At 58.2% G+C, this 22,218-nt stretch carries 25 protein-coding genes; 14 read left to right on the top strand and 11 right to left on the bottom strand.

Features of this window, described 5'->3' with window-relative positions; all coding sequences use genetic code 11:
• The first annotated feature begins 2 nt into the window (after window positions 1-2).
• From BVL55_RS12190 to BVL55_RS12180, 3 genes are all read left to right on the top strand, one after another.
• On the top strand, window positions 3-1,046 hold the full coding sequence (locus tag BVL55_RS12190) for a trans-3-hydroxy-L-proline dehydratase (RefSeq protein WP_075997128.1): 1,044 nt from the start codon (window positions 3-5) through the stop codon (window positions 1,044-1,046).
• Complete coding sequence (locus BVL55_RS12185) at window positions 1,043-1,708, top strand: glutathione S-transferase (protein WP_075997127.1); 666 nt, start codon at window positions 1,043-1,045, stop codon at window positions 1,706-1,708. Before BVL55_RS12190 ends, BVL55_RS12185 begins: the two co-directional genes overlap by 4 nt.
• 157 nt (window positions 1,709-1,865) lie before the next feature.
• Window positions 1,866-2,585: a glycoside hydrolase family 25 protein gene (locus BVL55_RS12180; RefSeq protein ID WP_156892624.1), complete on the top strand. Its 720-nt coding sequence runs from the start codon at window positions 1,866-1,868 to the stop codon at window positions 2,583-2,585.
• An 86-nt stretch (window positions 2,586-2,671) separates the two neighbouring features.
• Here the strand turns inward: BVL55_RS12180 and BVL55_RS12175 are convergent, their stop codons facing one another.
• Both BVL55_RS12175 and BVL55_RS12170 read right to left on the bottom strand, forming a co-directional pair.
• Complete coding sequence (locus tag BVL55_RS12175; protein ID WP_075997126.1) at window positions 2,672-2,956, bottom strand: SCP2 sterol-binding domain-containing protein; 285 nt, start codon at window positions 2,954-2,956, stop codon at window positions 2,672-2,674.
• 156 nt (window positions 2,957-3,112) lie between these two features.
• Window positions 3,113-4,738 (bottom strand): long-chain-fatty-acid--CoA ligase, encoded by a 1,626-nt coding sequence (locus BVL55_RS12170; RefSeq protein WP_075997125.1) that lies wholly within the window; start codon window positions 4,736-4,738, stop codon window positions 3,113-3,115.
• A 133-nt stretch (window positions 4,739-4,871) separates the two neighbouring features.
• Here BVL55_RS12170 and ilvA point away from each other — a divergent pair, with 133 nt between their 5' ends.
• The 5 genes from ilvA (at window position 4,872) to BVL55_RS16610 (ending at window position 8,401) form a co-directional block, all read left to right on the top strand.
• Window positions 4,872-6,143, top strand: coding sequence for a threonine ammonia-lyase IlvA (ilvA, locus tag BVL55_RS12165; RefSeq protein ID WP_075997124.1), 1,272 nt, complete (start codon window positions 4,872-4,874; stop codon window positions 6,141-6,143).
• 221 nt (window positions 6,144-6,364) lie between these two features.
• Entirely contained in the window at window positions 6,365-6,574 is a 210-nt protein-coding gene (locus BVL55_RS12160) for a cold-shock protein (protein WP_075997123.1), read from the top strand.
• Window positions 6,575-6,837: 263 nt separating this feature from the next.
• Complete coding sequence (locus BVL55_RS12155) at window positions 6,838-7,368, top strand: HugZ family pyridoxamine 5'-phosphate oxidase (RefSeq protein ID WP_075997122.1); 531 nt, start codon at window positions 6,838-6,840, stop codon at window positions 7,366-7,368.
• A complete protein-coding gene (locus BVL55_RS12150; RefSeq protein ID WP_075997121.1) occupies window positions 7,365-8,111 on the top strand; it encodes an SIR2 family NAD-dependent protein deacylase in 747 nt (248 codons plus the stop codon). Before BVL55_RS12155 ends, BVL55_RS12150 begins: the two co-directional genes overlap by 4 nt.
• A 128-nt stretch (window positions 8,112-8,239) precedes the next feature.
• Window positions 8,240-8,401: a hypothetical protein gene (locus BVL55_RS16610; protein ID WP_156892535.1), complete on the top strand. Its 162-nt coding sequence runs from the start codon at window positions 8,240-8,242 to the stop codon at window positions 8,399-8,401.
• Between the two features lie 12 nt (window positions 8,402-8,413).
• Here the strand turns inward: BVL55_RS16610 and BVL55_RS12145 are convergent, their stop codons facing one another.
• Window positions 8,414-9,307 (bottom strand): MBL fold metallo-hydrolase, encoded by an 894-nt coding sequence (locus tag BVL55_RS12145; protein WP_244530502.1) that lies wholly within the window; start codon window positions 9,305-9,307, stop codon window positions 8,414-8,416.
• A 145-nt stretch (window positions 9,308-9,452) separates the two neighbouring features.
• On the opposite strand from BVL55_RS12145, the gene BVL55_RS16605 reads away from it, so the two are divergent.
• Window positions 9,453-9,821: a hypothetical protein gene (locus BVL55_RS16605; RefSeq protein ID WP_156892534.1), complete on the top strand. Its 369-nt coding sequence runs from the start codon at window positions 9,453-9,455 to the stop codon at window positions 9,819-9,821.
• Window positions 9,822-10,139: 318 nt separating this feature from the next.
• A complete protein-coding gene (locus tag BVL55_RS12140; protein ID WP_075997119.1) occupies window positions 10,140-11,339 on the top strand; it encodes a CaiB/BaiF CoA transferase family protein in 1,200 nt (399 codons plus the stop codon).
• A 229-nt stretch (window positions 11,340-11,568) separates the two neighbouring features.
• On the opposite strand, the gene BVL55_RS12135 is transcribed toward BVL55_RS12140, so the two are convergent.
• The 6 genes from BVL55_RS12135 to BVL55_RS12110 form a co-directional block, all read right to left on the bottom strand.
• Window positions 11,569-12,753, bottom strand: coding sequence for a MalY/PatB family protein (locus BVL55_RS12135; protein ID WP_075997118.1), 1,185 nt, complete (start codon window positions 12,751-12,753; stop codon window positions 11,569-11,571).
• 84 nt (window positions 12,754-12,837) lie between these two features.
• Window positions 12,838-13,440: a phospholipid N-methyltransferase PmtA gene (gene pmtA, locus BVL55_RS12130; protein ID WP_075997117.1), complete on the bottom strand. Its 603-nt coding sequence runs from the start codon at window positions 13,438-13,440 to the stop codon at window positions 12,838-12,840.
• 153 nt (window positions 13,441-13,593) lie between these two features.
• Window positions 13,594-14,424, bottom strand: coding sequence for a metal ABC transporter permease (locus BVL55_RS12125; RefSeq protein ID WP_075997116.1), 831 nt, complete (start codon window positions 14,422-14,424; stop codon window positions 13,594-13,596).
• A complete protein-coding gene (locus BVL55_RS12120) occupies window positions 14,424-15,299 on the bottom strand; it encodes a metal ABC transporter permease (RefSeq protein ID WP_075997115.1) in 876 nt (291 codons plus the stop codon). The genes BVL55_RS12125 and BVL55_RS12120 overlap by 1 nt, the downstream gene beginning before the upstream one ends.
• Window positions 15,292-16,203 carry a manganese/iron ABC transporter ATP-binding protein gene (locus tag BVL55_RS12115; protein ID WP_075997114.1) on the bottom strand — a complete coding sequence of 304 codons (912 nt, stop codon included), beginning with the start codon at window positions 16,201-16,203 and terminating at the stop codon, window positions 15,292-15,294. Before BVL55_RS12115 ends, BVL55_RS12120 begins: the two co-directional genes overlap by 8 nt.
• Before the next feature lie 8 nt (window positions 16,204-16,211).
• Window positions 16,212-17,150 (bottom strand): metal ABC transporter substrate-binding protein, encoded by a 939-nt coding sequence (locus BVL55_RS12110; RefSeq protein ID WP_083649671.1) that lies wholly within the window; start codon window positions 17,148-17,150, stop codon window positions 16,212-16,214.
• A gap of 250 nt (window positions 17,151-17,400) precedes the next feature.
• Between BVL55_RS12110 and BVL55_RS12105 the strand changes: the two genes are divergently transcribed.
• From BVL55_RS12105 to BVL55_RS12095, 4 genes are all read left to right on the top strand, one after another.
• The gene (locus BVL55_RS12105; RefSeq protein WP_075997113.1) at window positions 17,401-17,814 is read left to right on the top strand and encodes a Fur family transcriptional regulator; all 414 of its coding nucleotides are present in this window, start codon (window positions 17,401-17,403) and stop codon (window positions 17,812-17,814) included.
• Between the two features lie 389 nt (window positions 17,815-18,203).
• The gene (locus BVL55_RS16600; protein ID WP_156892533.1) at window positions 18,204-18,356 is read left to right on the top strand and encodes a hypothetical protein; all 153 of its coding nucleotides are present in this window, start codon (window positions 18,204-18,206) and stop codon (window positions 18,354-18,356) included.
• 628 nt (window positions 18,357-18,984) lie between these two features.
• Window positions 18,985-20,163: an aromatic ring-hydroxylating oxygenase subunit alpha gene (locus BVL55_RS12100; RefSeq protein WP_075997112.1), complete on the top strand. Its 1,179-nt coding sequence runs from the start codon at window positions 18,985-18,987 to the stop codon at window positions 20,161-20,163.
• 41 nt (window positions 20,164-20,204) lie between these two features.
• Complete coding sequence (locus tag BVL55_RS12095) at window positions 20,205-20,441, top strand: hypothetical protein (RefSeq protein WP_075997111.1); 237 nt, start codon at window positions 20,205-20,207, stop codon at window positions 20,439-20,441.
• Between the two features lie 25 nt (window positions 20,442-20,466).
• Here BVL55_RS12095 and paaK read toward each other — a convergent pair whose 3' ends face one another.
• Both paaK and paaI read right to left on the bottom strand, forming a co-directional pair.
• Window positions 20,467-21,777, bottom strand: a complete 1,311-nt coding sequence (gene paaK, locus BVL55_RS12090) for a phenylacetate--CoA ligase PaaK (RefSeq protein WP_075997110.1) — start codon at window positions 21,775-21,777, stop codon at window positions 20,467-20,469.
• Window positions 21,777-22,217, bottom strand: coding sequence for a hydroxyphenylacetyl-CoA thioesterase PaaI (gene paaI / locus BVL55_RS12085; RefSeq protein WP_075997109.1), 441 nt, complete (start codon window positions 22,215-22,217; stop codon window positions 21,777-21,779). Before paaI ends, paaK begins: the two co-directional genes overlap by 1 nt.
• Window position 22,218 lies beyond the last annotated feature (1 nt).

The following is a 22,218-nucleotide window of genomic DNA, read 5'->3' as shown; positions in this document are numbered from 1 at the left end:
TCATGCGCAGCAGCAAGGTCATTCATGTCGTCAACTGCCATGCGGAAGGGGAGGTCGGCGATGTGATCGTCGGCGGGGTGCAGCCGCCACCGGGGAACACGCTCTGGGAGCAGCGCGATTTTCTCGAACGCGATGGCGCGCTGCACCGCTTCCTGCTCAACGAACCGCGCGGCGGCGTGTTTCGCCATGCAAACCTGCTGGTACCCCCCAAGTCGCCTGAAGCCGATGCCGCCTTTTTGATCATGGAACCGGCGGATGTGCCGCCCATGTCCGGCTCCAACACCATGTGCGTTGCGACGGTGCTGGTGGAAACCGGTATTGTCGAGATGCGCGAACCGGTAACGCATCTGACGCTGGAAGTGCCGGCGGGGCTGGTAAAGGTGGAAGCCCATTGCGCCAATGGCAAGGTGACCGCGGTGCGGTTTTCAAACGTACCATCCTTTGCCGTCGCGCTTGATGCTCCAGTGGAGGTTTCGGGTATGGGGACGCTAACGGTGGATACTGCCTTCGGCGGCGACAGTTTCGTGATCACCGATGCGGCGGCGCTCGGCTTTTCGCTAACACCAGACGAAGCGCACGATCTGGCAAAGACCGGTGTTCTGATTACCGCTGCTGCACAGGAGCAACTCGGCTTTGTGCATCCTGAAAAGGAGTGGAACCACATTTCCTTTTGCCAGTTTGCCGGGCCACTGGAAAAAACCGGCGACGGCTGGGCCGGCAAGAACACAGTGTCGATCCGTCCCGGCAAGCTCGACCGCTCGCCAACCGGCACCGGCTGTTCGGCGCGCATGGCCGTGCTGCATGCGAAAGGGCAATTGAAACAGGGCGAGCGCTATCTTGCGCGCTCGATCATCGGCTCGCAGTTCGATTGCCACATCGAGGGGGTGACGAAACTGGGTGGCAAGCCGGCGATCATTTCCTCGGTTTCCGGCCAGGCGTGGATCACCGGCACACGGCAGCTTTTTCTCGATCCGGCAGATCCCTGGCCTGAAGGCTACCGGATTTCAGACACCTGGCCGAACGCTGAGGGCGGAGCGCAAGTATGAACGGCCTGCCGGTGCTCTATTCCTTCCGCCGTTGCCCTTATGCCATGCGGGCGCGTTTGGCGCTGCAATCATCCGGGCAGCAGGTGGCGTTGCGCGAAGTCGTGCTGCGCGACAAGCCGGCTGAAATGCTCAGGGTGAGCCCGAAGGGCACTGTCCCGGTTCTGGTACAGCCTGACGGCGCGGTGCTGGAGGAAAGCCGGAACATCATGGATTGGGCGCTGGCAAAAAACGATCCGGAAGGGCTGACGGAGTGGCCGTCCGAAGTTCTTGATGCCATGGAGGCGCTGATGGCTGACTTTGACGGGCCATTCAAGACGGCGCTCGACCGCTACAAATACGCAACGCGCTATGCCGATGCCGACGAGGTGGCTGAGCGAAACAAGGCAGCAGCGTATCTGATGAAACTGGAGGCGATGCTGGAAGGCCAGCGCTTTCTGTTTGGTGAGCGCATGAGCCTTGCCGACATGGCGATCCTGCCTTTCGTGCGCCAGTATGCCCATGTGGACATTGGCTGGTTCAGGGAACAGGCTTGGCCGAATGTTGTTTCCTGGCTTGATGCCTTTCTTGCGTCGAACCGGTTCTCCGCGATCATGACAAAGTATCCGCAATGGAAAAGCGGCGAAGCAGGCGTGTTGTTTCCCGAATGCGGGGAGCGTGTATAAGAGGCGCTACCGAATCGAGTTGGTCTTCATGTTCGCGCTTTTTTCCCGCCGCCTTGCCCAGAATGCTGCCCGTTTCCTTGCGAAGTTCCCTGCTCATTTCCTCGCTTTGGTGGTGGTGGTGGTGAGCCTGCTGCTTGCGGGCTGCACCTCCTCACCGATGGATGTGCTGGACATTCGAAGCACGGGCACCGGGCCGCGCTATGGCGACAACGATCCCCATGAATGGGAGGGCAGGGCGCCGTGGGACTATCCCGTCCACGGGATCGACGTCTCCAAGTTCCAGTTTGATATCGACTGGGCGATGGTAAAACGGGCCGGTATCCGGTTCGCCTTCATCAAGGCAACAGAGGGCGGCGACAGGCTGGATGATTATTTCAAGGCCAACTGGCGGGCGGCCAAACGCGCCGGGATTCCCCGTGGGGCCTATCATTTCTACTATTTCTGCCGCCCGGCGATCGAGCAGGCGCGCTGGTTTGTCCGTCATGTACCGAAGGAGCGCGGGGCTCTGCCGCCGGTGCTCGACATGGAATGGAATGCGAAATCACCGACCTGCCGGCTGCGCCCGCCCGCCGAGACGGTGCGGCGTGAAATGCAGGTGTATTTGAATTTCGTGCGCCGCCATTATGGCCAGACGCCAATTGTCTACACAACGCCGGATTTCTACCGCGACAACGAATTGGCAAAGATCGACAATGTGTCCTTCTGGCTGCGCTCGGTGGCCGGCCATCCCGCTGGAACCTATCCGGGGCAGGCCTGGACATTCTGGCAGTATACCGGAACCGGCCAGATGCCGGGCATTGAGGGCAATACCGACATCAACGCCTTTCGCGGCAGCCGGGACGCCTGGAAGGAATGGCTTGAGGCAATGACGCGATAATGGCTGGGGACCCGATCAGGACCGGGGAACAAAAAGCCGGGTGCGGCAGTCCGCAGCCCGGCCCTTACAATTGGATCTTCCGGCGATCAGAGAATCGAGGACAGCTTCATGGCGACGCCCATGTCGCCTTCGACCTTGATCTTGCCCTGCATAAAAGCGGCGGTCGGGTCGAGGTCGCCGGCAACCAGATCCTGCAACACATCCAGATCGCATTTGATCGTGCAGTCGGTGTCCTTGTTCTCGGTGGAAACCTCGCTGCCATCGATGACCACGACGCCATCATCGCCGCAGTCGAACTTGACCGATGAACCGATATCCGTGCCATCGCTCATCTTGGCCTTGATGGTGTCGGCAATTGCCTGGGTGCTCATGTTTCGCTCCTGTGGATATGAAAGTTTGGGAAACGGTTTTCTTTCAGAAAACTTACGTTTACGTCAACCGCGCTTTTGCCTGCTTTTGCGCCCGATTGCAAGCATTTCTGGTCGTTGCCGCTAGGCCTCCCTTAAAGAGATGCGGCGAGTCCAGCGTCAGCCGTTAATAAGCGCCTCGGAGAACTCTTCGCGCAGGGCGGTTTTCAAAATCTTGCCCGTGGCGCCTTTGGGGATTTCATCGACCACCTTGACGGCATCGGGAATCCACCACTTGGCGACCTTGTCCTTGTAGAAATCAAGCAGGCCCTGTTCGTCGATTGTTTTTCCCTGCCTGGCAACGACGATCAAAAGGGGGCGTTCGTCCCATTTGTCGTGCCGGGCGGCAATGACAGCGGCTTCCGCCACATCGGGATGGGCAACGGCAAGGTTTTCCAGATCAACGGTTGAAATCCATTCGCCGCCGGACTTGATGATGTCCTTGGAGCGGTCGCGGATGGTCATGAAGCCGTCAGCGTCCAGCGTTGCCACATCGCCGGTGGGAAACCACCCCTTGCGCAGGGGGTCGCCGCCCTCGTTGGAAAAGTAGCTCGACAACACCCAAGGGCCGCGGCAATAGAGGTTGCCCTGGGTTTCGCCATCGCTGGGCAGTTGGTTGTCATCGTCGTCGAAGATGCCCAGTTCAATTCCGAATGGCGGGCGGCCCTGACTTTCGCGCAGCTTTTTCTGCTGCTCCTCCGGCAGTTCGAAGTGCTTGTTCTTCAGATTGTTGACGCTGCCGAGCGGGGACAGTTCGGTCATGCCCCAGGCATGAAGCACTTCCACGTCATAGTCGTTGCGGAAGCGGTCGATCATGGCCGGCGGACAGGCTGAACCGCCGACAATGGTGCGTTCCAGATGGGGGAGTTTTTCTCCGCTTGTCTCAAGATGTTGCAGCAAGCCGGCCCAGATGGTCGGAACGCCTGCTGAAATCGTCACCTTTTCCTGATTGAACAAGCGGGCAAGGCTTGCACCGTCCAGGCCAGGACCCGGCATGACCATTTTTGCGCCTGCCAGGGGGGCAGAATAGGGGCTGCCCCAGGCATTGACGTGGAACATGGGAACGACCGGCAGAAAACAGTCGCGAGCGGAAAAATTCATCACATCGGGCGTTGCGGACATCATGGCGTGCAACAGGGTCGAGCGGTGAGAATAAAGAACGCCTTTCGGATTGCCGGTGGTGCCAGAGGTGTAACACAGCGAAGAGGCGTCATATTCGCTGATGCCTTGGGGCCAGGACCAGCCGTCCTCGCCGTCTCCAATCAGGTCTTCATAAAACTCGACCCAGGGATATTCGGCGCGGACTGCATCGTCGCTTGCCTCGATCAGCACGAAGCTGCCGACAGTCTGCAATTCGTCGCGAATGCCTGCGACAACGGGCAGGAAGGTCTTGTCGAAGAACAGCATGCGGTCTTCGGCGTGATTGATGATGTAGACAAGCTGATCGGCGAACAGGCGCGGATTGACCGTATGACAAACCAGGCCTGCGCCGGAAACGCCATAGTAGAGTTCCAGATGACGGTGATTGTTCCAGGCAAGCGTTCCGATTCGGTCTGACTTGGCCATGCCGCGCTTTTGCAAGGCGGAGCCCAGACGCAGGGCGCGTTGTTTGAGTTCTGCATAGTTGGTGCGGTGTTGGCTGCCATCGGTATTGACGGAGACAATTTCCGTGTCGCCATGATACAGCGCTGCGTGATCCAGGATCGCCGATATCAGCAATTGCCTGTCCATCATCAAACCATGCATGCAGTTCCTCCCGTAATTCGCCGCTTCTGACTGCCCCCGGGTGCCTTGTACAACGGTGGCGAGGTGTGAGAATAGAGGCAAGAACCGGTCCTGTGAAACGGTTTTCGAGTTCTTTGTGGCAAACCATACGATAATGACGAAATTTGAAAATGAAGTAGCTGCCGTTCACAAGCAGCTTCAGCAGGTGTTCGATCCAACACCGCTGCAATTCAATCAGTATCTGTCGGACCGTTTCGGCGCGCGCATCTATCTGAAGCGCGAAGACCTGTCGCCGGTGCGCAGCTACAAGATTCGTGGTGCCTACGCCTTCATCATCGAAGTCATCGAAAGGGATCCCGGCCAGAAGCTGTTTGTTTGTGCTTCTGCCGGCAATCACGCCCAGGGCTTTGCCCATGCCTGCAGACACTTCCGCAAAAAGGGCGTCATCTTCATGCCGGTAACAACGCCGCAGCAGAAGATCATGAAAACCACCTCCTTCGGTGTTCCCCATGTGGAAATCCGGCTGGTGGGAGACAGTTTCGATGAAGCCAACAAGGCAGCGCTAGAGTTCTGCAAGCAGGAAGGCGGATTGATGGTACCACCCTTTGACGACGCCAAGGTCATTCGGGGCCAGGCGACGGTGGCAAAGGAAATCCTCGACCAGCTTCCAACGGGTGTCGCGATCGACCGCATTGTGCTGCCGGTCGGCGGAGGGGGACTTGCCTCCGGTGTCACGCATTACATGGAGGACCGGCTTGGCAGGGAAGGCGGCAAGGCACCGGAGTTCAGCTTTGTGGAACCCGACCGGGCGCCGAGCCTGCTGGAAAGCCTGAAGGCAGGCAAGCGGGTCTCCCTGAAGGACATGGACACCTTTGTCGACGGGGCGGCGGTCGCCAGGATTGGCCGGAACTGTTTTAACCGGCTGAAGAAGTACAATGCCAAACAGGTGGTGCTGGCACCGACCAACGGGCTGTGCGGCACAATGATTGAAATGCTCAATGTTGAGGGGATCGTTCTGGAACCGGCTGGTGCCTTGACCATCGATGCGCTCAAACGGCTGCCGCGAAATCAGGTTGCTGCAAAAACAATCGTTTGTGTTACCTCCGGCGGCAACTTCGATTTCGAGCGCTTGCCGGAGGTCAAGGAACGGGCGATGAAATTCGACGGATTGAAGAAATACTTCATCCTGCGCTTTCCCCAGCGGCCCGGCGCGCTGAAGGATTTCCTGTTTCTGCTTGGCCCGGAGGACGACATTGCGCGGTTTGAATACCTGAAAAAATCGGCCCGAAATTTCGGCTCGGTTCTGATCGGCATTGAGACAACCCGGCCTGACAACTTTGACCGGCTGAAGAAGAAGCTCGATCAGGCCGGCATGCGCTATCAGGACATTACCGACAATGAAATCGTCGCCAATCTGGTGGTTTGAGACGGCGGCTTGCCGGCACTGATCACCCTGGCGCTGGAGAATTGCCTTGCAATTGACGCAATTGGCAGGCATATGCAGCGCGTTCGTTGCAAATATGTATGATGAAAACTGAACTGCCCCGGATTTTCCGGTACTCTGACGTCTTCCTTCTACAATGCGAGCTACGACACACGCTGTGGGCACGGTGCCCCGGCGCACAACGCCATTGAAAGGAATACATCATGGCTACCGGTACGGTAAAATTCTTCAACACCACCAAAGGTTTCGGTTTCATTCAGCCCGATGACGGCGGCAAAGACGCCTTCGTTCACATCTCCGCTCTGGAGCGCGCCGGCATTCATTCCCTGAATGAAGGCGACAAGGTGAACTACGAGCTGGTTACCGACCAGCGCAGCGGCAAGGCTGCTGCCGACAACCTTTCGATGGCCTAAGTCATCGATACTCTACAAGCCTGAGGCGGCTATAGACGCCCGCCCTGCTTTCGCCCGGCTGACCACGGATGTACTGGCAGCTGGAAACCCGAAAGCGGGCAACAGGCTCAAAGGCATATAAACCCGTCAAACGTGGACGGAATTGCCTTCGGCTCCGCATTGTAACCGATGCGGGGCTTTTTTATTGGTGGGCTTCTTGTTGCCGTTGTCCAGCAGGGCTGTAAACTCGCAGGCGATTTGCAAATCTGAACTGACGAGTACCCATGCCCAATTCCGCAAGCAAGCCTTCTTCCGAACCATCCGTCGCCAATCCGATCCGTGAAACCGATGGTGAAGCGCGTGCGCTGGCGCGCCGATTGATGGCAGATGCGCGCTATGCCTCCATTGGCGTGCTGGAGCCTGAAACGGGCATGCCGCTGGTAAGCCGCGTGGCCGTGTCGGTCGAAGTAGATGGCACTCCGTTCATTCTGGTTTCCGACCTTTCGACTCACTCAAAGGCCCTGGCACAGGATGGACGGTCCTCGCTGCTGTTTGGGGAGCCAGGGCCCAAGGGCGATCCGCTGACCCATCCCCGCATTACCGTGATCGGTCGCATGAAAAAACTTGACCGGAACGATACGCGCCACAGGGAGCGGCGCAACTTCTGGCTGAAGCAGCACCCCAAGGCCAAGCTTTATATCGATTTCGGGGACTTTCACTTCTGGCGCATGGAAGTGGAACGGGCGCACCTTAATGGCGGCTTCGGCAAAGCCTATGTCCTGACGCCACAGGATATTGAACAGGCAGAGGCATGAGCGCCAGCAACACCGGGATCGCCGCGCTTGCAGACATGGTTGCCGGAGCCCGGAACATGGTGGTGCTGACGGGTGCGGGTATCTCTACGGAATCGGGCATTCCCGATTTCCGCTCGCCGGGCGGCATTTGGAGTAAGTTCACAATCATCGAACATGCCGAATTCATGGCATCGCAAGACGCAAGGCTCGAGGACTGGCGGCGGCGCTTTTTCATGGAAGACCAGTTGGGAAAGGCTGCGCCCAATGCGGGACATGAAAAGATCACCGAATGGGTAAAGAGCGGTGCGTGCTCGACACTGATAACCCAGAATATTGACGGCCTGCATCAACAAGCCGGCACCCCAGCCGAAGCGATCATCGAAATCCATGGCAATGCGCGCCATGCCAGTTGCACGAAATGCGGGTTGCGGCACGAGATCGCCGAATGCCGCGAACAGCTGGAGCGCACGGGCAAAGCGCCTTGCTGCCGTCAGTGCGGGCAGATCGTGAAATCCGATGTGGTGATGTTTGGCGAGGCAATGCCGGTGGAAGAAACGCTGGCAGCTTTCGAAGCGGCAAGAAGCTGTGACCTGTTCATGGCGGTGGGCACATCGCTGGCGGTCCACCCTGCGGCTGACCTGCCGGCTGAGGCAAAACAAGCCGGAGCCGGGCTCGTCATTATCAATCGGGAGGAAACGCCGCTCGACCGGTATGCCGACGTTGTGGTGCATGCCGGTATCGGTGACGTGCTCGGCGGGCTGTGAGGGTGAGCAGAGCAACGCTGACAGAACCGGGGTGGCAGCTCTAGCTGTGAGTTCTCACCAGGTTGTTCACTCGATCCCATTCTGAAAAGCTGAAGTTGTAAACCATCAGTGATCAGGAGAGGGACCGAATGAACATCCACAAGAATGCCCGTTTGACGCCGAAAGGTCGAGAGCTATTGATCGAGCGCCTTGAGCGCGGAGAACATCCTCGCAGGATGGATAAACATCCTGCTGTGGTATTCTCCTTGTCAGGCATGAAAAATCCATCCATTCAAACTGCTTCCAGCTAATCAAGACAGGCTCTAGTTATCGTCCCCGAAACCGAAGCCGAAACCGGTACCAAGCTCGGGCTGCAAAACGATGACGGTTGGGCTGGCCGGCAGGCTGGCCAGGGAAACGGCCAGTTCGCTTTCCTGACGAATATTGACGGCGAAGGAAGCAGAGATGTTGTCGACAAAGCGCTGCAGGGAAAAGCCTGAAAACCAGTGCATGGGCAGGATGATCGACGCGCGGAACTGCCGCGCCAGGTCCGAAATGCCCTGTATGGAAAGGGTCAGGCCGCCATCGACGGGAATCATCAGGACATCCAGACGGCCGATTGCCGCGATGTGTTCGGGCGTCAGGGTATGGTGGAGATGACCGACATGGCCAATGCACAGGCCGGCCACCTCGAAGATGAAGATCGAATTGCCATCTGCTTCGATCAGCACGCCACCACTGTATATGTCTGTTGTTACATTGCGAACCAAGACATCGCCAACCTCCAGATAGTGGCTGGCCGGCGTCTGGCCATCGCCCCAGCCGCGCAGCACATGGGGAATGCCGGGATCGGGCACGGTCGTGTAATGGGTACCGTGGGCGTGGTTCATGGTAACGACATCCGGCAGGCGCCCTGTTCCGGCACGCCCGGCAAAGTCGGTGGCCAGGACGATGCCCTGCGGGCTTTCAAGACGGTAGGTGGAATGTATCGCGTAGCGGATGTGGACTGAATCGGCCTGCGACTGGACGAATTTTTCTCCGGACCGAATGCTGGACGCAAGCCAGAACCTTGGTTGCTGCGGCAGGCCGGCCATCGCCAGGCATGTGCTGGGACGGCGGGTGTTTTCAGTCTGCGCGCTGGCGGATGCGGGCACAATGGTATTGGCGATCAACGCCATCACGACAGAGAGGGCAAGGGCGACAACCGCCGTCCACAAGCTACCGGTGTGTATATGTGCGGATGGGCTGGGGGTTAAAGCCACGCGGCAAACCCTTCCTTCGCTGCTTATAAAGCCACCATTTCATCAATAGCATCGAATTTTGACCCTAACGCGGCTTTGGCAGCAAAATCAACTTGAAGCCATGGCCAAAAATACAACGCGCAGTGGTGGAAAATCGCCAACGCACGGGGCTTTTTCACTATCGACAAAGGATAGTGGCGCAACGGTTCCGATTTGCACCAAAAGCCCCAATATCCAACTATGTGTAGTGTTCGATTCTTCCGAATCTGTATTCCTGTTGACACTTGAAGTGCTGGCTACGCAGAAAATGATTTGGGAACCGCCTTATTGCTGCAGCCTGATTCCTGGAAACAGGGGTGCCGAACGCGCAAAAAGGGCCATTTTCGGCATTTTTGTCTCAAAGATTCAAATAGTGAACAGTCCGTTTACTTTATTTATGCGCGGTAAGCTTCCCGATGGTTCACCTATTGCTTTTACTCATGGTATCTAAAAGCGGTTCACGGGAAGCTGTTATGGAGGCCGAACCGGACTTGGGGGGTCTATCGGTCACGCAAGAATCTTGAGGAAGTATTCTGCGTCATAACCGTGAAGAGCATGGCCGTACGGTGCAAAGCTTTGAAGCAACGCCCGCACGGCCATGTTTGTTTTGGCCTTTGGGCTGTATCGACATGTCCTTACTGCGGCAATCGGCCAGAGGCAGGCGGGTTTTTCCTGTGGCGCTGCGTTGTGAAAGACAATAACCAAGGACCGGTAACCAGGCGGCGGAGTGGGCGCAAATCCTGCTCAAGCCAAAAGGGGGAACCTGTCAATGGCGGAAAAAGGCATACTGAGCGGTTATACCGTTCTCGATCTCAGTTCGGTGGTTCTTGGTCCCTATGCAAGCCAGTTTCTGGGAGATCTTGGCGCTGAAGTAATCAAGATCGAGAGTCCGGAAGGGGACATCATGCGCCATGCCGGTCCGATGCGCTCCAAGGGGATGGGGCCGATCTATCTGACGATCAACCGCAACAAGCGTGCCGTCACGCTGGACCTTGCCAAACCTGAAGCCAAGGAAATTCTCAACCGGTTGATCGAGACGGCCGATGTCTTCTTTCACAATATCCGTGCCAGCGGAATCAAGCGACTTGGTTTTGATTATGACAGCGTTCGCGCCATCCGGCCCGATATTGTTTATGTCCATGCGGTGGGCTTCGGATCAGGCGGGCAGTATGAAGGCCGCCCGGCCTATGACGATCTGATCCAGGCTGTAAGCGGGCTGGCGATGATGCTGCCAAGACAGGATGGCAGCAGTGCGCCGCGATACTTCCCCGGCCTGATGGCTGACAAGACAACGGCGCTGTTTGCCGCCAATGCGCTGCTGGCCGGTCTGCTGCATCGCGAACGCACCGGAGAGGGCCAGTTCATCGAGGTTCCGATGATGGAGTGCATGGTGGCTTTCAACATGGTGGAAAACCTGTTTGGCCACGCTTTCGTGCCGCCGCTTGGCGATACGGCCTATTCACGTTCCGTCAGCCCGAACCGAAAGCCCTATGCCACCCGGGACGGCTATATTGCCGTGATGCCTTACAGCGACCACAACTGGCAGCAGTTCTTCACCCTCGGCGGAATGCCGGAGCTTGCTACCGATCCCCGGTTTGCCACCTATCCGGCGCGCACCGCCAATATCGACGAACTCTACAGCTTGTCGGAGAAAATCTGCGCGCAGAAGACCACCGATGAATGGATGGTGCTGTTGACGCAGGCCAATGTGCCTTGCGCACGGGTGCACAGCCTGGAAACAGTGCTGGAGGATCGGCAGATCGCCGATACAGGACTTGCTGAAGTACGCCAGCATCCGAGCGAGGGGGAATACCGGGCGATCCATCAACCCATCCGGTTTTCAGCCGCACCCTGTCCGATCAGGCGTGAGCCGCCGAAGCAGGGCGCAGATACAGAACCGGTACTGGAAGCGCTGGGATACAGCGGGCCGCAGATTGCCGAATTGAGGAAATCAGGGGCTGTCGGCTAACCAGGACACGCTCTAAGGGCGCCTGCTTACCGGGATCATCGCTCTTGCAGGCTGAAGAAAACCACCCAAGGTGAGGCTGTGGTTCTACGGGAAGCAGGGACCACCATGCATCACGATGTGTTGCATGTGGCGGAGATAAAGTGGGGGATCATCCGCCAAGCCTCGACCAAATTTGATATACTTACGCTTGGTAATTTTCAAGAAGTTATTGGTGTAATTGACGATTTTGTTACCGCCGGAGGTTGGAGAAAGCATCGGCCATGCGATCCAGCGCTTCGTTCAGAACAGAACGCGGGGTGGCAAAATTGAGCCGTATCCAACTTTCTCCGCCAGGGCCGAATTGCGGCCCGGGGCTCACGCCCAGTCTGGCATCTTCGGCTATTCTTCGCGTTACTTCCTGGCGGTCGAGACCGGTTCCCGCAAAATCGATCCAGCCAAGATAGGTGGCCTCGATGTGCATGGCGCGGGCACCGGGAATGTCCCGGGAAACCCGGTCGGCCAGCAGATCGCGATTTTTCTCCAGATAGGGGAGCAATGCATCCAGCCAGGCATCGCCGTGACGCTGGGCAGCTTCCGTGGCGATCATGCCGAACAGCGGAAAGGAAAGCAGACCGGCAGCATTGGAAACGGAGCGAAACCGCCGGCGCAATTCGCTGTTGGATATGATGGCCCCGCCGATATGGGCGCCGGCAAGATTGAAGGTCTTGGTAGCAGCAGCACAGGTGACCAGCCGGTCCATGACTTCCGGCACCAGTTTGGCGGTGACGTGATGGGTATAGCCGGAATAGACCAGATCGTGATGAATCTCGTCTGAGACCAGCAGCAGGTCGTGTTCGATGCAGAATTCGCATACAGCGCGGATTTCATCTTCTTCCCACACCCGGCCGCCCGGATTGTGGGGCGAACAAAAAAACATGACTTTCGCATCGGAGGGGAGCGAAGCGGCAAGCCCCTCAAGGTCCATGCGATAGCGGCCCTGCTCGTTGATCATGGGCTGGTTGTGGATGCGCCGGTTGTTGGCGGCGATGATCTTTCCGAAAGCGTGATAGGCAGGGGAGAACACTACAATGTGGTCGTTTTCCTCGCTGAATTCCTGAAGAATGAGGCCGAGGGCGGAAACGATGCCGGATGTGGGGGTGATCCAGTCAGGGTCCGGTTCCCAGCCATGGCGGCGGGAGAGCCAGCCGCTCATCGCTTCGCGCCAGGTGGCATCGCCGGTATAATACCCGTGTGTGCCGCGCTCGGCCTGTTCGATCAATGCCTCTTTCACTGCGGGTGGAGATTCGAAATCCATCTCTGCAACCCACAGGGCAATTGCGTCCCGTCCTTTTGCGCCAACGGCCTTCTCCATGCCATCCCATTTGGAGGAATGGCTGTTCCATCGGTCGATGACCTTGTCGAAGTCGAATTCCACGGTGTCTCCACACGGTTATTCCAGCGAAGGCCGGCGCAGTCGCACCGGTACCTGCCGGACGGGCTGTCTATCCTGTTCAGGTTTTCAGGTCTTGGCAATCCTGCGGTAAATCCAAAGCCTTGCGGGCGGCAGATTCCTGAAGATCCAGTCGAGCGGCTCCACGGTATAGGTTTCCCAATCGGGCGGAACCGGCGAATTTGGACCATAGGACAGTTGGACAATGGGCCGGCCGGCAGGAATGCGCCCGAGCAGGTCCTTGACCAGGGCAATGCGCTGTTTGACAGGAAAATTCAGCAATGGCAGGGCGCTGACAACCGAATCGAATGTCATGGAAGCCTTGTCACCCAGGGTGGTCTGCAGATCAAAGGCGTCGCCGTGGATGAAACTGACGCCGGGAAACTCGGTTTCCAAAGGGGGAATGAGTGAAGCGGTGTACTCTACCGAGTAGACATTTTGCGGCTCAACACCGTGTCTGAGGATTGCCTTGGTGATTGCTCCGGTGCCCGGCCCCAGCTCAAGTACGGGCAGGCCGGAACCGGTGTTGATGACCCCTGCCATGCGGCTGGCTATGACCTGGCCGGTCGGAAACATCGTTCCCATGGCCTTGGGCGACTCTACCCAGGACTTGAAGAAGCGAATTTCCTCATCAAAACGTTCTGCAATCTTTTCAACCCTGAAACCGGACATTGGACTCTCTCTGCGGTGATTTCTCGTTATCGGCGGGAGATTCGATCTTATAAACGTAGCGGAGCGGGAATCCATGGCCTGCCACAACCAAATTGCGGATATTTGCAGGAAATCCGGTTTGGCGGTGTCCGCAGCGCAGGAAAACGCCCGGCTTCAATAATCGGCGGGGCCTGGAGCCGCAGCGCGGGATTTTGCCACAAACACCACAATGAACCACGCCGCCATCACCAAAACGATGGTGGGTGCGGGTGCGCTGTCGATAAAAAACGAAACATAAACCCCGGCAAAGGCCGAACTTGCGGAAATGGCGATGGCAGTCAGCAGCATGACCGGAAAGGTTCTGGTCACCATGAAGGCTATGGCGCCAGGCGTGATCAGCAGGGCGATGGCCAGTATCAACCCGACCGCCTGCAGGGCTGCAACGATGGTCAGTGAAAGCAATGTGAGCAGACCGTAGTGGTAAAGCCAGAGCGGCTGCCCGGTGGCCCGTGACTGCTGCGGGTCGAAGACATGCAGCATCAGGTCGCGCCACTTGAGCACCAGAATCAGTGTCACAGTGCCGGATATCGCCATCACGTTGACGGCATCGGCCCAGGTTGAACCCAGCAGATCCCCGAACAGGATATGGTCGAGATGCACGTCCGTGCTGATGGCTGTAAACATGACGAGGCCGAGGGCGAACATTCCCGAAAACACCACGCCCATCACCGTGTCCTCGCGCAACCGGCTGTTGTCGCCGATAAACCCGGTGGAAACGGCGCAGATCAGGCCCGCTGCAAAGGCTCCCAGCGCCAGCGGCAGGCCGGCGATGTAGGCGAGCACGATACCCGGCAATACGGCGTGTGAAATGGCATCGCCCATCAGGGCCCAGCCTTTCAGCACGAGAAAACAGGAAAGGAGGCCGGCAGGAACCGAGACCGCAACCGCAATGAGGAAGGCTTGCTGCATGAAGGGAAACTGGAATGGCAGGAGCATTGTATCCATCACGATGTCAAAGCCTTTTCTTCACGGATCATGGCCTTTCGGGCGCGGCGCCGGGAGGCGAGGAGGCCGTGTTTTGGCGCAAAGACAAAGGCCAGCAGAAACAGGGCGGTTTGGGCCAGCACGATGATGCCGCCGGTTGCTGCGTTGAGGAAATACGATGCCCAGGCGCCGAATATGCCGGTTGCCGCGCCAATTGCGATCGCGATGCGAATGAGGTTTGGAAAACGGTCGGTCAGCAGAAGGGCGGTGGCACCCGGCGTTACCACCATGGCGATAACGAGAAAGGCGCCGACCGTCTGCAGGGCGGCGACGGTTGAGGCGGAAAGCAGGGTGAAGAAGACAACCCGCAGCACGGCAGGGTCAAGACCGATGGAGCGGCCATGGTTTTCATCGAAGAACGCAACCATGAAGTCCTGCCACTTCAGCGTCAACACAGCGAGGGTGATCACGGAAATGATGACTAGTTGCAGCGTGTCGGCAGGGGTGATGGCGAGAATGTTGCCGAGCACGATGGTCTGGATGTTGACCGAGGTGGGCGACAGGGAAACCATGAACAGGCCCAGACCGAAGAAGGAGGTGAAGATCAGGCCGATGATGACATCTTCGCGCAATTGGGTTCGGATGTTGAGAAACAGCATGGCGGCAGCGGCAAGTCCGCCGGATAAAAAGGCACCGAATGCAAAGGGCAGCCCGATCATGTAGGCGCCGGCAACTCCCGGCACGATGGCGTGCGACAGGGCATCGCCCACCAGAGACCATCCCTTGAGAATCAGATAGCAGGACAAAAAGCCGCAAACCATGCCGACCAGGCCGGACACCAGAATGGCCTTGACCATGTAGTCATAGGTGAAGGGCTCCAGCAGAAGTTCAATCATCAGACGGATCTCCGCCTGCGTCCTTGCCGTCGCCCTGCTCCGTGCCGGGCGGGTTCTTGTCGTAGAGAACCAGCGGGCGCTCGTCGTCGGTGATCACCGTAACCTGGCGCGGATCCTCGTCATCATGGAGATCGGCACCGCCGAGAATGAAGTGGCGCAACACCCCGCCAAAGGCCATCTCAAGGTTTTGCGGGGTGAAGATTTCCGAAGTTTTGCCGGAGGCGAGAATGGACTTGTTGATGAAAATGGTGCGGTCGCAATATTCGGGCACACTGCCCAGATTGTGGGTCGAGACCAGCATGACCTTGCCCTCGGCACGCAGGGAGGAGAGCAGGTCGATGATGGCATGCTCGGTTTTCACGTCGACGCCGGTAAACGGCTCATCAAGCAGGATGACCTCGCTTTCCTGGGCAAGAGCGCGGGCCAGAAACACCCGCTTCTTCTGGCCGCCGGAAAGTTCGCCGATCTGGCGCTTGCGGTATTCGAGCATGTTGACCCGTGAAAGCGCTGCCTCGGCCATTTCATGATCACGCGGCTTGGCACGGCGCAAAAATCCCATATGGCCATAGCGCCCCATCATGACCACGTCTTCCACCAGGACCGGAAAATTCCAGTCGACCTCTTCTGCCTGGGGAACATAGGCTACCTTGACGGCCTTCAGTGAATCGGCTGCCGGCCGGCCGAGGATTTCCACCGAGCCTGAGGCAAGCGGCACGAAGCCCATGATTGCCTTGAACAGGGTCGACTTGCCGCTGCCATTTACCCCGACGAGTGCAGCGATCGTGCCCATGGGGATTTCGAAACTGGCATCCTTCAGCGCGGTAACGCCGTTGCGGTAGACCACCGAAACGCCGGAGAGCTTCAAACCGGGAACGGGAACAGGCTTCCCGCCGCCGGTGGTCATTGGTTTGGTCACGGTTTCAGTCCTTCTGCGATGGTGGACGTGGTCAGCCGCAGCAGGTCGAGATAGGTGGGCGCGGCGCCGTCTGCTTCCGTAAGTGAATCCACATAAAGCACCCCGCCATAGCGTGCACCGGTCTCCCGCGCCACCTGTTGGGCGGCATCCGGTGAAATCGTGCTTTCGCTGAAGATTGCGGGGATGGCTTTTTCGCGCATCAGGTCGATCACCTTGCGGACCTGTTGCGGCGTCCCCTGCTGGTCGGCATTGATCGGCCAAAGGTAGGCTTCCTTGAGGCCGAAGTCGCGAGCAAGATAGCTGAAGGCGCCTTCACTCGTGACCAGCCATCTGCGATCTTCGGGAATGTTGGCAAGCGCTTCGCGCAATGGCGCCACCACATCGGTGATCTGCGCCTTGTAGCGCTCGGCGTTTTCCCGGTAGATTTCACCGTTGTCCGGATCGTGTTTGGCCATCGCCGCGGCAATGTTGTCGACATAGATCAGCGCATCGCTTGGCGACATCCATGCATGGGGATTGGGCTTGCCGGTATAGGGGCCCTCGCCAATGCCGATGGGCTCGATGCCATCGGTGATCGTGGCGCCGGGCACGTCGGAAAGATTGGCGAAGAAGCGCTCGAACCACAGTTCCAGATTGAGCCCGTTCCACAAAATCAGATCGGCATCCTGTGCCTTGATGATGTCGCGGGGCGTGGGCTGGTAATTGTGGATTTCAGCGCCGGGCTTGGTGATCGAAACCACTTCGGCCGCTTCACCGGCAACGTTGCGGGCCATGTCGGCGATGACGGTGAAGGTGGTGACGACCTTGAATTTATCTGCCGCCTGGCCGGGAAGGGCGGACGCCAGGCAGACCATAAGGGCGACTGCCAGGCAAACGACGGCCCGGCGGCCTTTGTCTTTTAATCGATCAGCAACAAGGGAGATGGAATGCAGCATCAATTCCAGCCTTTCGTGATTTCGTGGCGTCATGAATTGCGGCAAGTTAATGTTAATGCAAATCGTTTGCAACAAGATAATCTTCCTATTTGCGCCTGTGGCTGTGAAAGTGGGCGGGGGAATCAAAGTCCAGAATGATTTTCATCTGCAGTTGTTTCGCAACTGGATCGTCCAACGCCGGTTTGCTAGGAAATGAGGGGCCGGGGCCGGAGCAGGCCGCGGGGATTGTCATCGGGCAGGCCAGAACATCATGGATGAACATCGCGATTACGAAAACGAACTGCGCCAGGCAGGTGTGCGGCTGACCAAGCCGCGGCGGATCATATTGAAGATACTGGGCAATTCACGGGACCATCCCGATGCGATGGCGATCTTCCGCCGCGCGGTGAAGATCGATGCCTCCATTTCGCTTGCCACCGTCTATCGCACCATGAAGCTGTTGGAGGAACTTGGCGCCGTGCACCGCCATTCCTTTGAAGGTGGTCCGGCGCGTTTTGAACATGCCGATGGCGAGCATCATGACCACCTGATTGATCTTGATACCGGCAAGGTGATCGAGTTTCATTCCGAGACGCTGGAACGCTTGCAGGAGCAGATTGCCGACGAACTGGGCTACGACATCGAGCACCACCGGCTGGAACTCTATGGGCGGAAGCGAAAGTAGGGGGGTAGTCGGGCCGCTGGCTGCCCTCCACGGCCAATCCGGGACGCATCGCGAATGTCTCCCTTTCGATCTTACCGGTAACATATTGAGGTGCCGGCAGGATTGGCGGACATGAAGTGTCTTTGCCGGTCCCGGGGCGTAGAAACCCCTCCGTCAGCGGCCGGTGTCGGCCGCAACGACACCTCTCGAACCTTATGGCCGGGGAGGCACTGGCGTATGTCCAGGGCCCGTTCCCTCGGGACGTTGGCCTAAAGGCCAGCGCGGCCGTCTGACGGCGGCCTTCTAACTCCCCGGCTGCCAGAGCAAGCTCTGGCGGCCGTTTTCACTTTTTGATGGGCAAAACCTTGCGCGTAAACACGTGCGGTTTTGCAGGAAGCGGGAGTGGTCGCATGGAAGACTACAACTTCTGGCAGGATTTCTTTGATACCTACCAGTCGCTGTCCGACTGGATGAAATTTGCATGGTTGATCGTACCGCCGGCGTTTTTGCCGGGACTGGTTGCGCTGGTGCTTCATTTCCGTATGGGTGGGGCGCGCAAGTAGGTGCAACGGACGGGCATGGTGAACCCCGGTTCGTTTCTTGGAGTTCCGGGCGACGGGGGTGACGCGCGTCCCATGGGTAGTCGAATGGAATGCGCCGTTTGCTTCTTCCTCATCTTCGGCCCCCTTCGTCATCCTCGGCCACTCCTTCGTCATCCTCTGCCTTGAGCCGAGGATCCAGTGTACAACGACTAGCGCCGGATCGCCGGCTTTCGACGGCACTTCGTTTGTCTTTCGCCATCGGCGGCGCTTCGCTTGCCTCGGGTCAGACCCGGCGATGACGAATACTGATGGCTCACCGTCCGTGGATACATCACGGAATGGGGCCTCGGGACTTGCTTGCTGCGCAAGCTGCCCGAGGATGACAACTGGGGATAGCGCTCTCTCCCTTCTGTCTCCACCCCATCTCCAACAAGACAAAGGAGCACCCATGCCAATCAGGAAGGGAAAGAAAGGGAGGGGAATAGAACAATTGTCTGGCGCAATTGCGCCGGATGAATATCGCCGCAGATATGGCTGCAAGCCATGCCGCCTGTCCTGAATGCGTCATGCATGTCTTTGGCGGACATTGCCGGGTACCGGGATGGGCAAGGTATATTCATCGCCAGCAAGTGCGCATCGGAGAGCGGCCATGAATGTCCATACCAAAGGCAAGGGAGCGTCGGCAGATTACCTTCAGGAGGTCCTGAAGGATGTGAACGAGGCAAGGGGGCTGCCGAATTCGCACTATGTGGACGAAGAGGTTTTCCGCGAGGAGACCCGGCGGGTTTTATACGAGAACTGGTCGGCAATCGGCTTTGCCAAGGACATTCGCGACCATGGCGATGCAATGCCGGTTGATTTTCTGGGAATGCCGCTGGTTGCGGTGCGTGACAAGGACGGCAGTGTCAACGTCTTTCAGAACACCTGCCGTCATCGCGGGATGATCCTGGTGCAGCAAAAGGGCCGCCTGCGGGGCACATTCCGCTGTCCTTATCATTCCTGGTGCTATGGACTTGACGGCCGCCTGGTAACAACACCCCATGTGGGCGGGCCCGGCCACAATACCCATGAGGATATCAAGCGTGACGAACTGGGGCTGAAGCGGATCGCTTCCCATGTCTGGCGGGACGTGATCTTTGTCAACGTATCGGGCGATGCGCCGCCTTTCGACGAGTATGCGGCAAATTTGATCGAGCGCTGGAAGGAATACGACCAACCGATGGTCCATGGTGGCGAAATCTCGTCGTTCAAACTCGATGTGAAGACCAACTGGAAGCTGGCGGTCGAAAACTACTGCGAGAGCTATCATTTGCCGTGGATTCACCCCGGGCTCAATTCCTACTCCCGGCTGGAAGACCATTATCACATCGAGGAGCCGGGGCACTTTTCCGGTCAGGGGACGCTGGTATACCGTCAGCTTGAGGGCGAAAACGGCGAACGGTTTCCCGATTTCCCGAACCTTTCGGATAAATGGGATACAGGAGCAGAATACATCGCGCTGTTTCCCAACGTTCTGCTGGGCGTGCACCGCGACCATGCCTTTGCGATCATTCTTGAGCCGAAGTCGCTCGACCGCACTGTGGAGCATGTTGAGATCTACTATACCGCGCAGGGGGCGGAAGCGGCCGGCTATGCCGATCTGCGCCGCAAGAACGCCGAACAGTGGAAAGAGGTGTTCGAGGAGGATGTCTTCGTGGTGGAGGGAATGCAGAAAGGCCGGCACGGGCGCTATTTCGACGGCGGGAAATTCTCGCCGGCGATGGATGGACCGACCCATCTGTTTCACCACTGGGTCGCCTCACAAATGGTGCGGGGGCCGCGAAGCTGACAAACCGGTTGCCGGAACGCGTGTTGCAGGAAACGCCCCCGATGGATCGCGGACAACTGGATGCCGCCCTGATTGCAGCCCATGAAGCGGGCGATCGCGCTGCACTGGTCCGGCTGTACCGGCAGGCGGGCGAAGAGCGCGAACAGGCCGGCGATATCGATGCGGCCTGTTTTTATTACACCCACGCCTATGTGTTCGCCCTGGAGAGCGGGCATGGGGAAGCAGCCATTCTGCTTGAAAGGCTGGTGCGGCACGGCAGGGAGATAAAACCGGATTGAACCGGCGGATCAGAGCTGTGCTGATTCAGGATTTGTTGCGGTTATCCTTGACACGCACCGCCTTGCCCATGGAGCGCTCAATGCCGCCGGGATCGGCAACGATGATCTTGGTGGTAACGCCGACCACGTCCTTGATATGGGTGTTCAGGGCGCCGGCAGCAGCCTTGCGGGCATCCCCGCCGGCATGGGTTTCAAGTGCCTCGGTGTGCACAATCATGGCATCCATGCGCCCTTCGGTGACCAGCTCGATCTGGAAATGGGGTGCAAGACCTTCCACCTTCAGCAGTTGTTCCTCGATCTGGGTGGGAAACACATTGACGCCGCGCAGGATGATCATGTCGTCGGAGCGCCCGGTGATCTTTTCCATGCGCCGCATCGACCGGGCGGTTCCCGGCAACAGGCGGGTGAGGTCGCGGGTGCGGTACCGGATGATGGGAAAGGCTTCCTTGGTCAGCGAGGTGAAAACCAGTTCGCCCATTTCGCCGTCGGCGACCGGCTCGCCTGTTTCCGGATTGATGATTTCCGGGTAGAAATGGTCTTCCCAGATGTGCAGTCCGTCCTTGGTTTCGACGCATTCATTGGCAACCCCCGGCCCGATGACTTCCGACAGGCCGTAGATGTCGACCGCGTGCATGTCAAAGGTATCCTCGATTTCCCGGCGCATGGCATTGGTCCATGGTTCGGCGCCGAAAATTCCCACTTCAAGCGGGCTTTTGGCCGGATCGAGCCCTTGGGCACGGTATTCATCAAGGATCGCCAGCATATAGGAAGGGGTGACCATGATGGTGGTGGCGCCGAAGTCCTCAATAAGAGTGACCTGGCGTGCCGTCATGCCGCCGGAAACCGGGACCACGGTGCAGCCAAGCTTCTCGGCACCGTAATGGGCACCGAGACCGCCGGTAAAAAGGCCATAGCCATAGGAGACATGCACCACGTCGCCGGGTTTGGTGCCGGAAGCGCGCATGGACCGTGCCATGACGGTTGCCCAGGTGTCGAGGTCGTTGTCGGTGTAGCCAACTACGGTGGGCTTGCCGGTCGTGCCGGATGAAGCATGGATGCGGCGCACCTTTTCGCGCGGAACGGCAAACAGTCCGAATGGGTAATGATCGCGCAAATCGGCCTTCAGCGTGAAGGGGAACTTTGACAGGTCCTTCAGGCTTTTCAGATCGTCCGGGTGAACGCCGTTTTCATCGAAGCTCTTTTTGTAGAACGGCACATTGTCATATGCATGACGCAGCGACCACCGCATGCGCTCAAGCTGCAATGCCTCGATCTCGTCGCGTGAAGCGATCTCGATGGGATCAAGGGTTTTGCGGTCGGGGGTCAGGTCCTTCATTACGCGTTTTCCTCCTCAAACAGCGTGCCTGATATGGTTCTGCTCATGCCGCGGAACTCGGCGATTTTCATGCCGTCCTGATTGGTAACAGCAATGTCGTAAATGCCGGAGCGGCCCGCCAGATGAACTTCCTTTGCATGGGCAGTCAGTTGGTCGCCGAGCTTGCCGGGCGCCAGGAAGCTGATCATGCAATGCTGGGCAACGGTCGACTTGTTGTAGGAATTACAGGCAAAGGCAAAGGCGCTGTCGGCAAGGGCGAAGATGAAGCCGCCATGGCAGATCGCATGGCCATTGGTGTGGCGCTTTTCAACTTCCATGGAAAGCGTCGCTTCGCCGGGAGCAACGGATTCGATCCGCATGCCGATGTCCCTGGACGCGCTGTCATTGGCCCACATGGCCTCAGCGCTCTTTTGCGCACGCTGCTGGTCGTCAAGTGACATG

The sequence above is a fragment of the Salaquimonas pukyongi genome (assembly GCF_001953055.1).
Taxonomy (GTDB): Bacteria; Pseudomonadota; Alphaproteobacteria; order Rhizobiales; family Rhizobiaceae; genus Salaquimonas; species Salaquimonas pukyongi.
The sequence above is the reverse complement of the archived record's forward strand: the minus strand, read 5'-3'. Positions and strand labels throughout refer to the sequence as shown.

Excerpts from the sequence above, each read along its gene's own strand:
- BVL55_RS12190 (WP_075997128.1), top strand. The coding sequence starts at position 3 with ATGCGCAGCAGCAAGGTCATTCATGTCGTCAACTGCCATGCGGAAGGG.
- BVL55_RS12185 (WP_075997127.1), top strand. The coding sequence starts at position 1,043 with ATGAACGGCCTGCCGGTGCTCTATTCCTTCCGCCGTTGCCCTTATGCC.
- BVL55_RS12180 (WP_156892624.1), top strand. The coding sequence starts at position 1,866 with ATGGATGTGCTGGACATTCGAAGCACGGGCACCGGGCCGCGCTATGGC.
- BVL55_RS12175 (WP_075997126.1), bottom strand. The coding sequence starts at position 2,956 with ATGAGCACCCAGGCAATTGCCGACACCATCAAGGCCAAGATGAGCGAT.
- BVL55_RS12170 (WP_075997125.1), bottom strand. The coding sequence starts at position 4,738 with ATGCATGGTTTGATGATGGACAGGCAATTGCTGATATCGGCGATCCTG.
- ilvA (WP_075997124.1), top strand. The coding sequence starts at position 4,872 with ATGACGAAATTTGAAAATGAAGTAGCTGCCGTTCACAAGCAGCTTCAG.
- BVL55_RS12160 (WP_075997123.1), top strand. The coding sequence starts at position 6,365 with ATGGCTACCGGTACGGTAAAATTCTTCAACACCACCAAAGGTTTCGGT.
- BVL55_RS12155 (WP_075997122.1), top strand. The coding sequence starts at position 6,838 with ATGCCCAATTCCGCAAGCAAGCCTTCTTCCGAACCATCCGTCGCCAAT.
- BVL55_RS12150 (WP_075997121.1), top strand. The coding sequence starts at position 7,365 with ATGAGCGCCAGCAACACCGGGATCGCCGCGCTTGCAGACATGGTTGCC.
- BVL55_RS16610 (WP_156892535.1), top strand. The coding sequence starts at position 8,240 with ATGAACATCCACAAGAATGCCCGTTTGACGCCGAAAGGTCGAGAGCTA.
- BVL55_RS16605 (WP_156892534.1), top strand. The coding sequence starts at position 9,453 with ATGGCCAAAAATACAACGCGCAGTGGTGGAAAATCGCCAACGCACGGG.
- BVL55_RS12140 (WP_075997119.1), top strand. The coding sequence starts at position 10,140 with ATGGCGGAAAAAGGCATACTGAGCGGTTATACCGTTCTCGATCTCAGT.
- pmtA (WP_075997117.1), bottom strand. The coding sequence starts at position 13,440 with ATGTCCGGTTTCAGGGTTGAAAAGATTGCAGAACGTTTTGATGAGGAA.
- BVL55_RS12125 (WP_075997116.1), bottom strand. The coding sequence starts at position 14,424 with ATGGATACAATGCTCCTGCCATTCCAGTTTCCCTTCATGCAGCAAGCC.
- BVL55_RS12120 (WP_075997115.1), bottom strand. The coding sequence starts at position 15,299 with ATGATTGAACTTCTGCTGGAGCCCTTCACCTATGACTACATGGTCAAG.
- BVL55_RS12115 (WP_075997114.1), bottom strand. The coding sequence starts at position 16,203 with ATGACCACCGGCGGCGGGAAGCCTGTTCCCGTTCCCGGTTTGAAGCTC.
- BVL55_RS12110 (WP_083649671.1), bottom strand. The coding sequence starts at position 17,150 with ATGCTGCATTCCATCTCCCTTGTTGCTGATCGATTAAAAGACAAAGGC.
- BVL55_RS12105 (WP_075997113.1), top strand. The coding sequence starts at position 17,401 with ATGGATGAACATCGCGATTACGAAAACGAACTGCGCCAGGCAGGTGTG.
- BVL55_RS16600 (WP_156892533.1), top strand. The coding sequence starts at position 18,204 with ATGGAAGACTACAACTTCTGGCAGGATTTCTTTGATACCTACCAGTCG.
- BVL55_RS12100 (WP_075997112.1), top strand. The coding sequence starts at position 18,985 with ATGAATGTCCATACCAAAGGCAAGGGAGCGTCGGCAGATTACCTTCAG.
- BVL55_RS12095 (WP_075997111.1), top strand. The coding sequence starts at position 20,205 with ATGGATCGCGGACAACTGGATGCCGCCCTGATTGCAGCCCATGAAGCG.
- paaK (WP_075997110.1), bottom strand. The coding sequence starts at position 21,777 with ATGAAGGACCTGACCCCCGACCGCAAAACCCTTGATCCCATCGAGATC.
- paaI (WP_075997109.1), bottom strand. The coding sequence starts at position 22,217 with ATGTCACTTGACGACCAGCAGCGTGCGCAAAAGAGCGCTGAGGCCATG.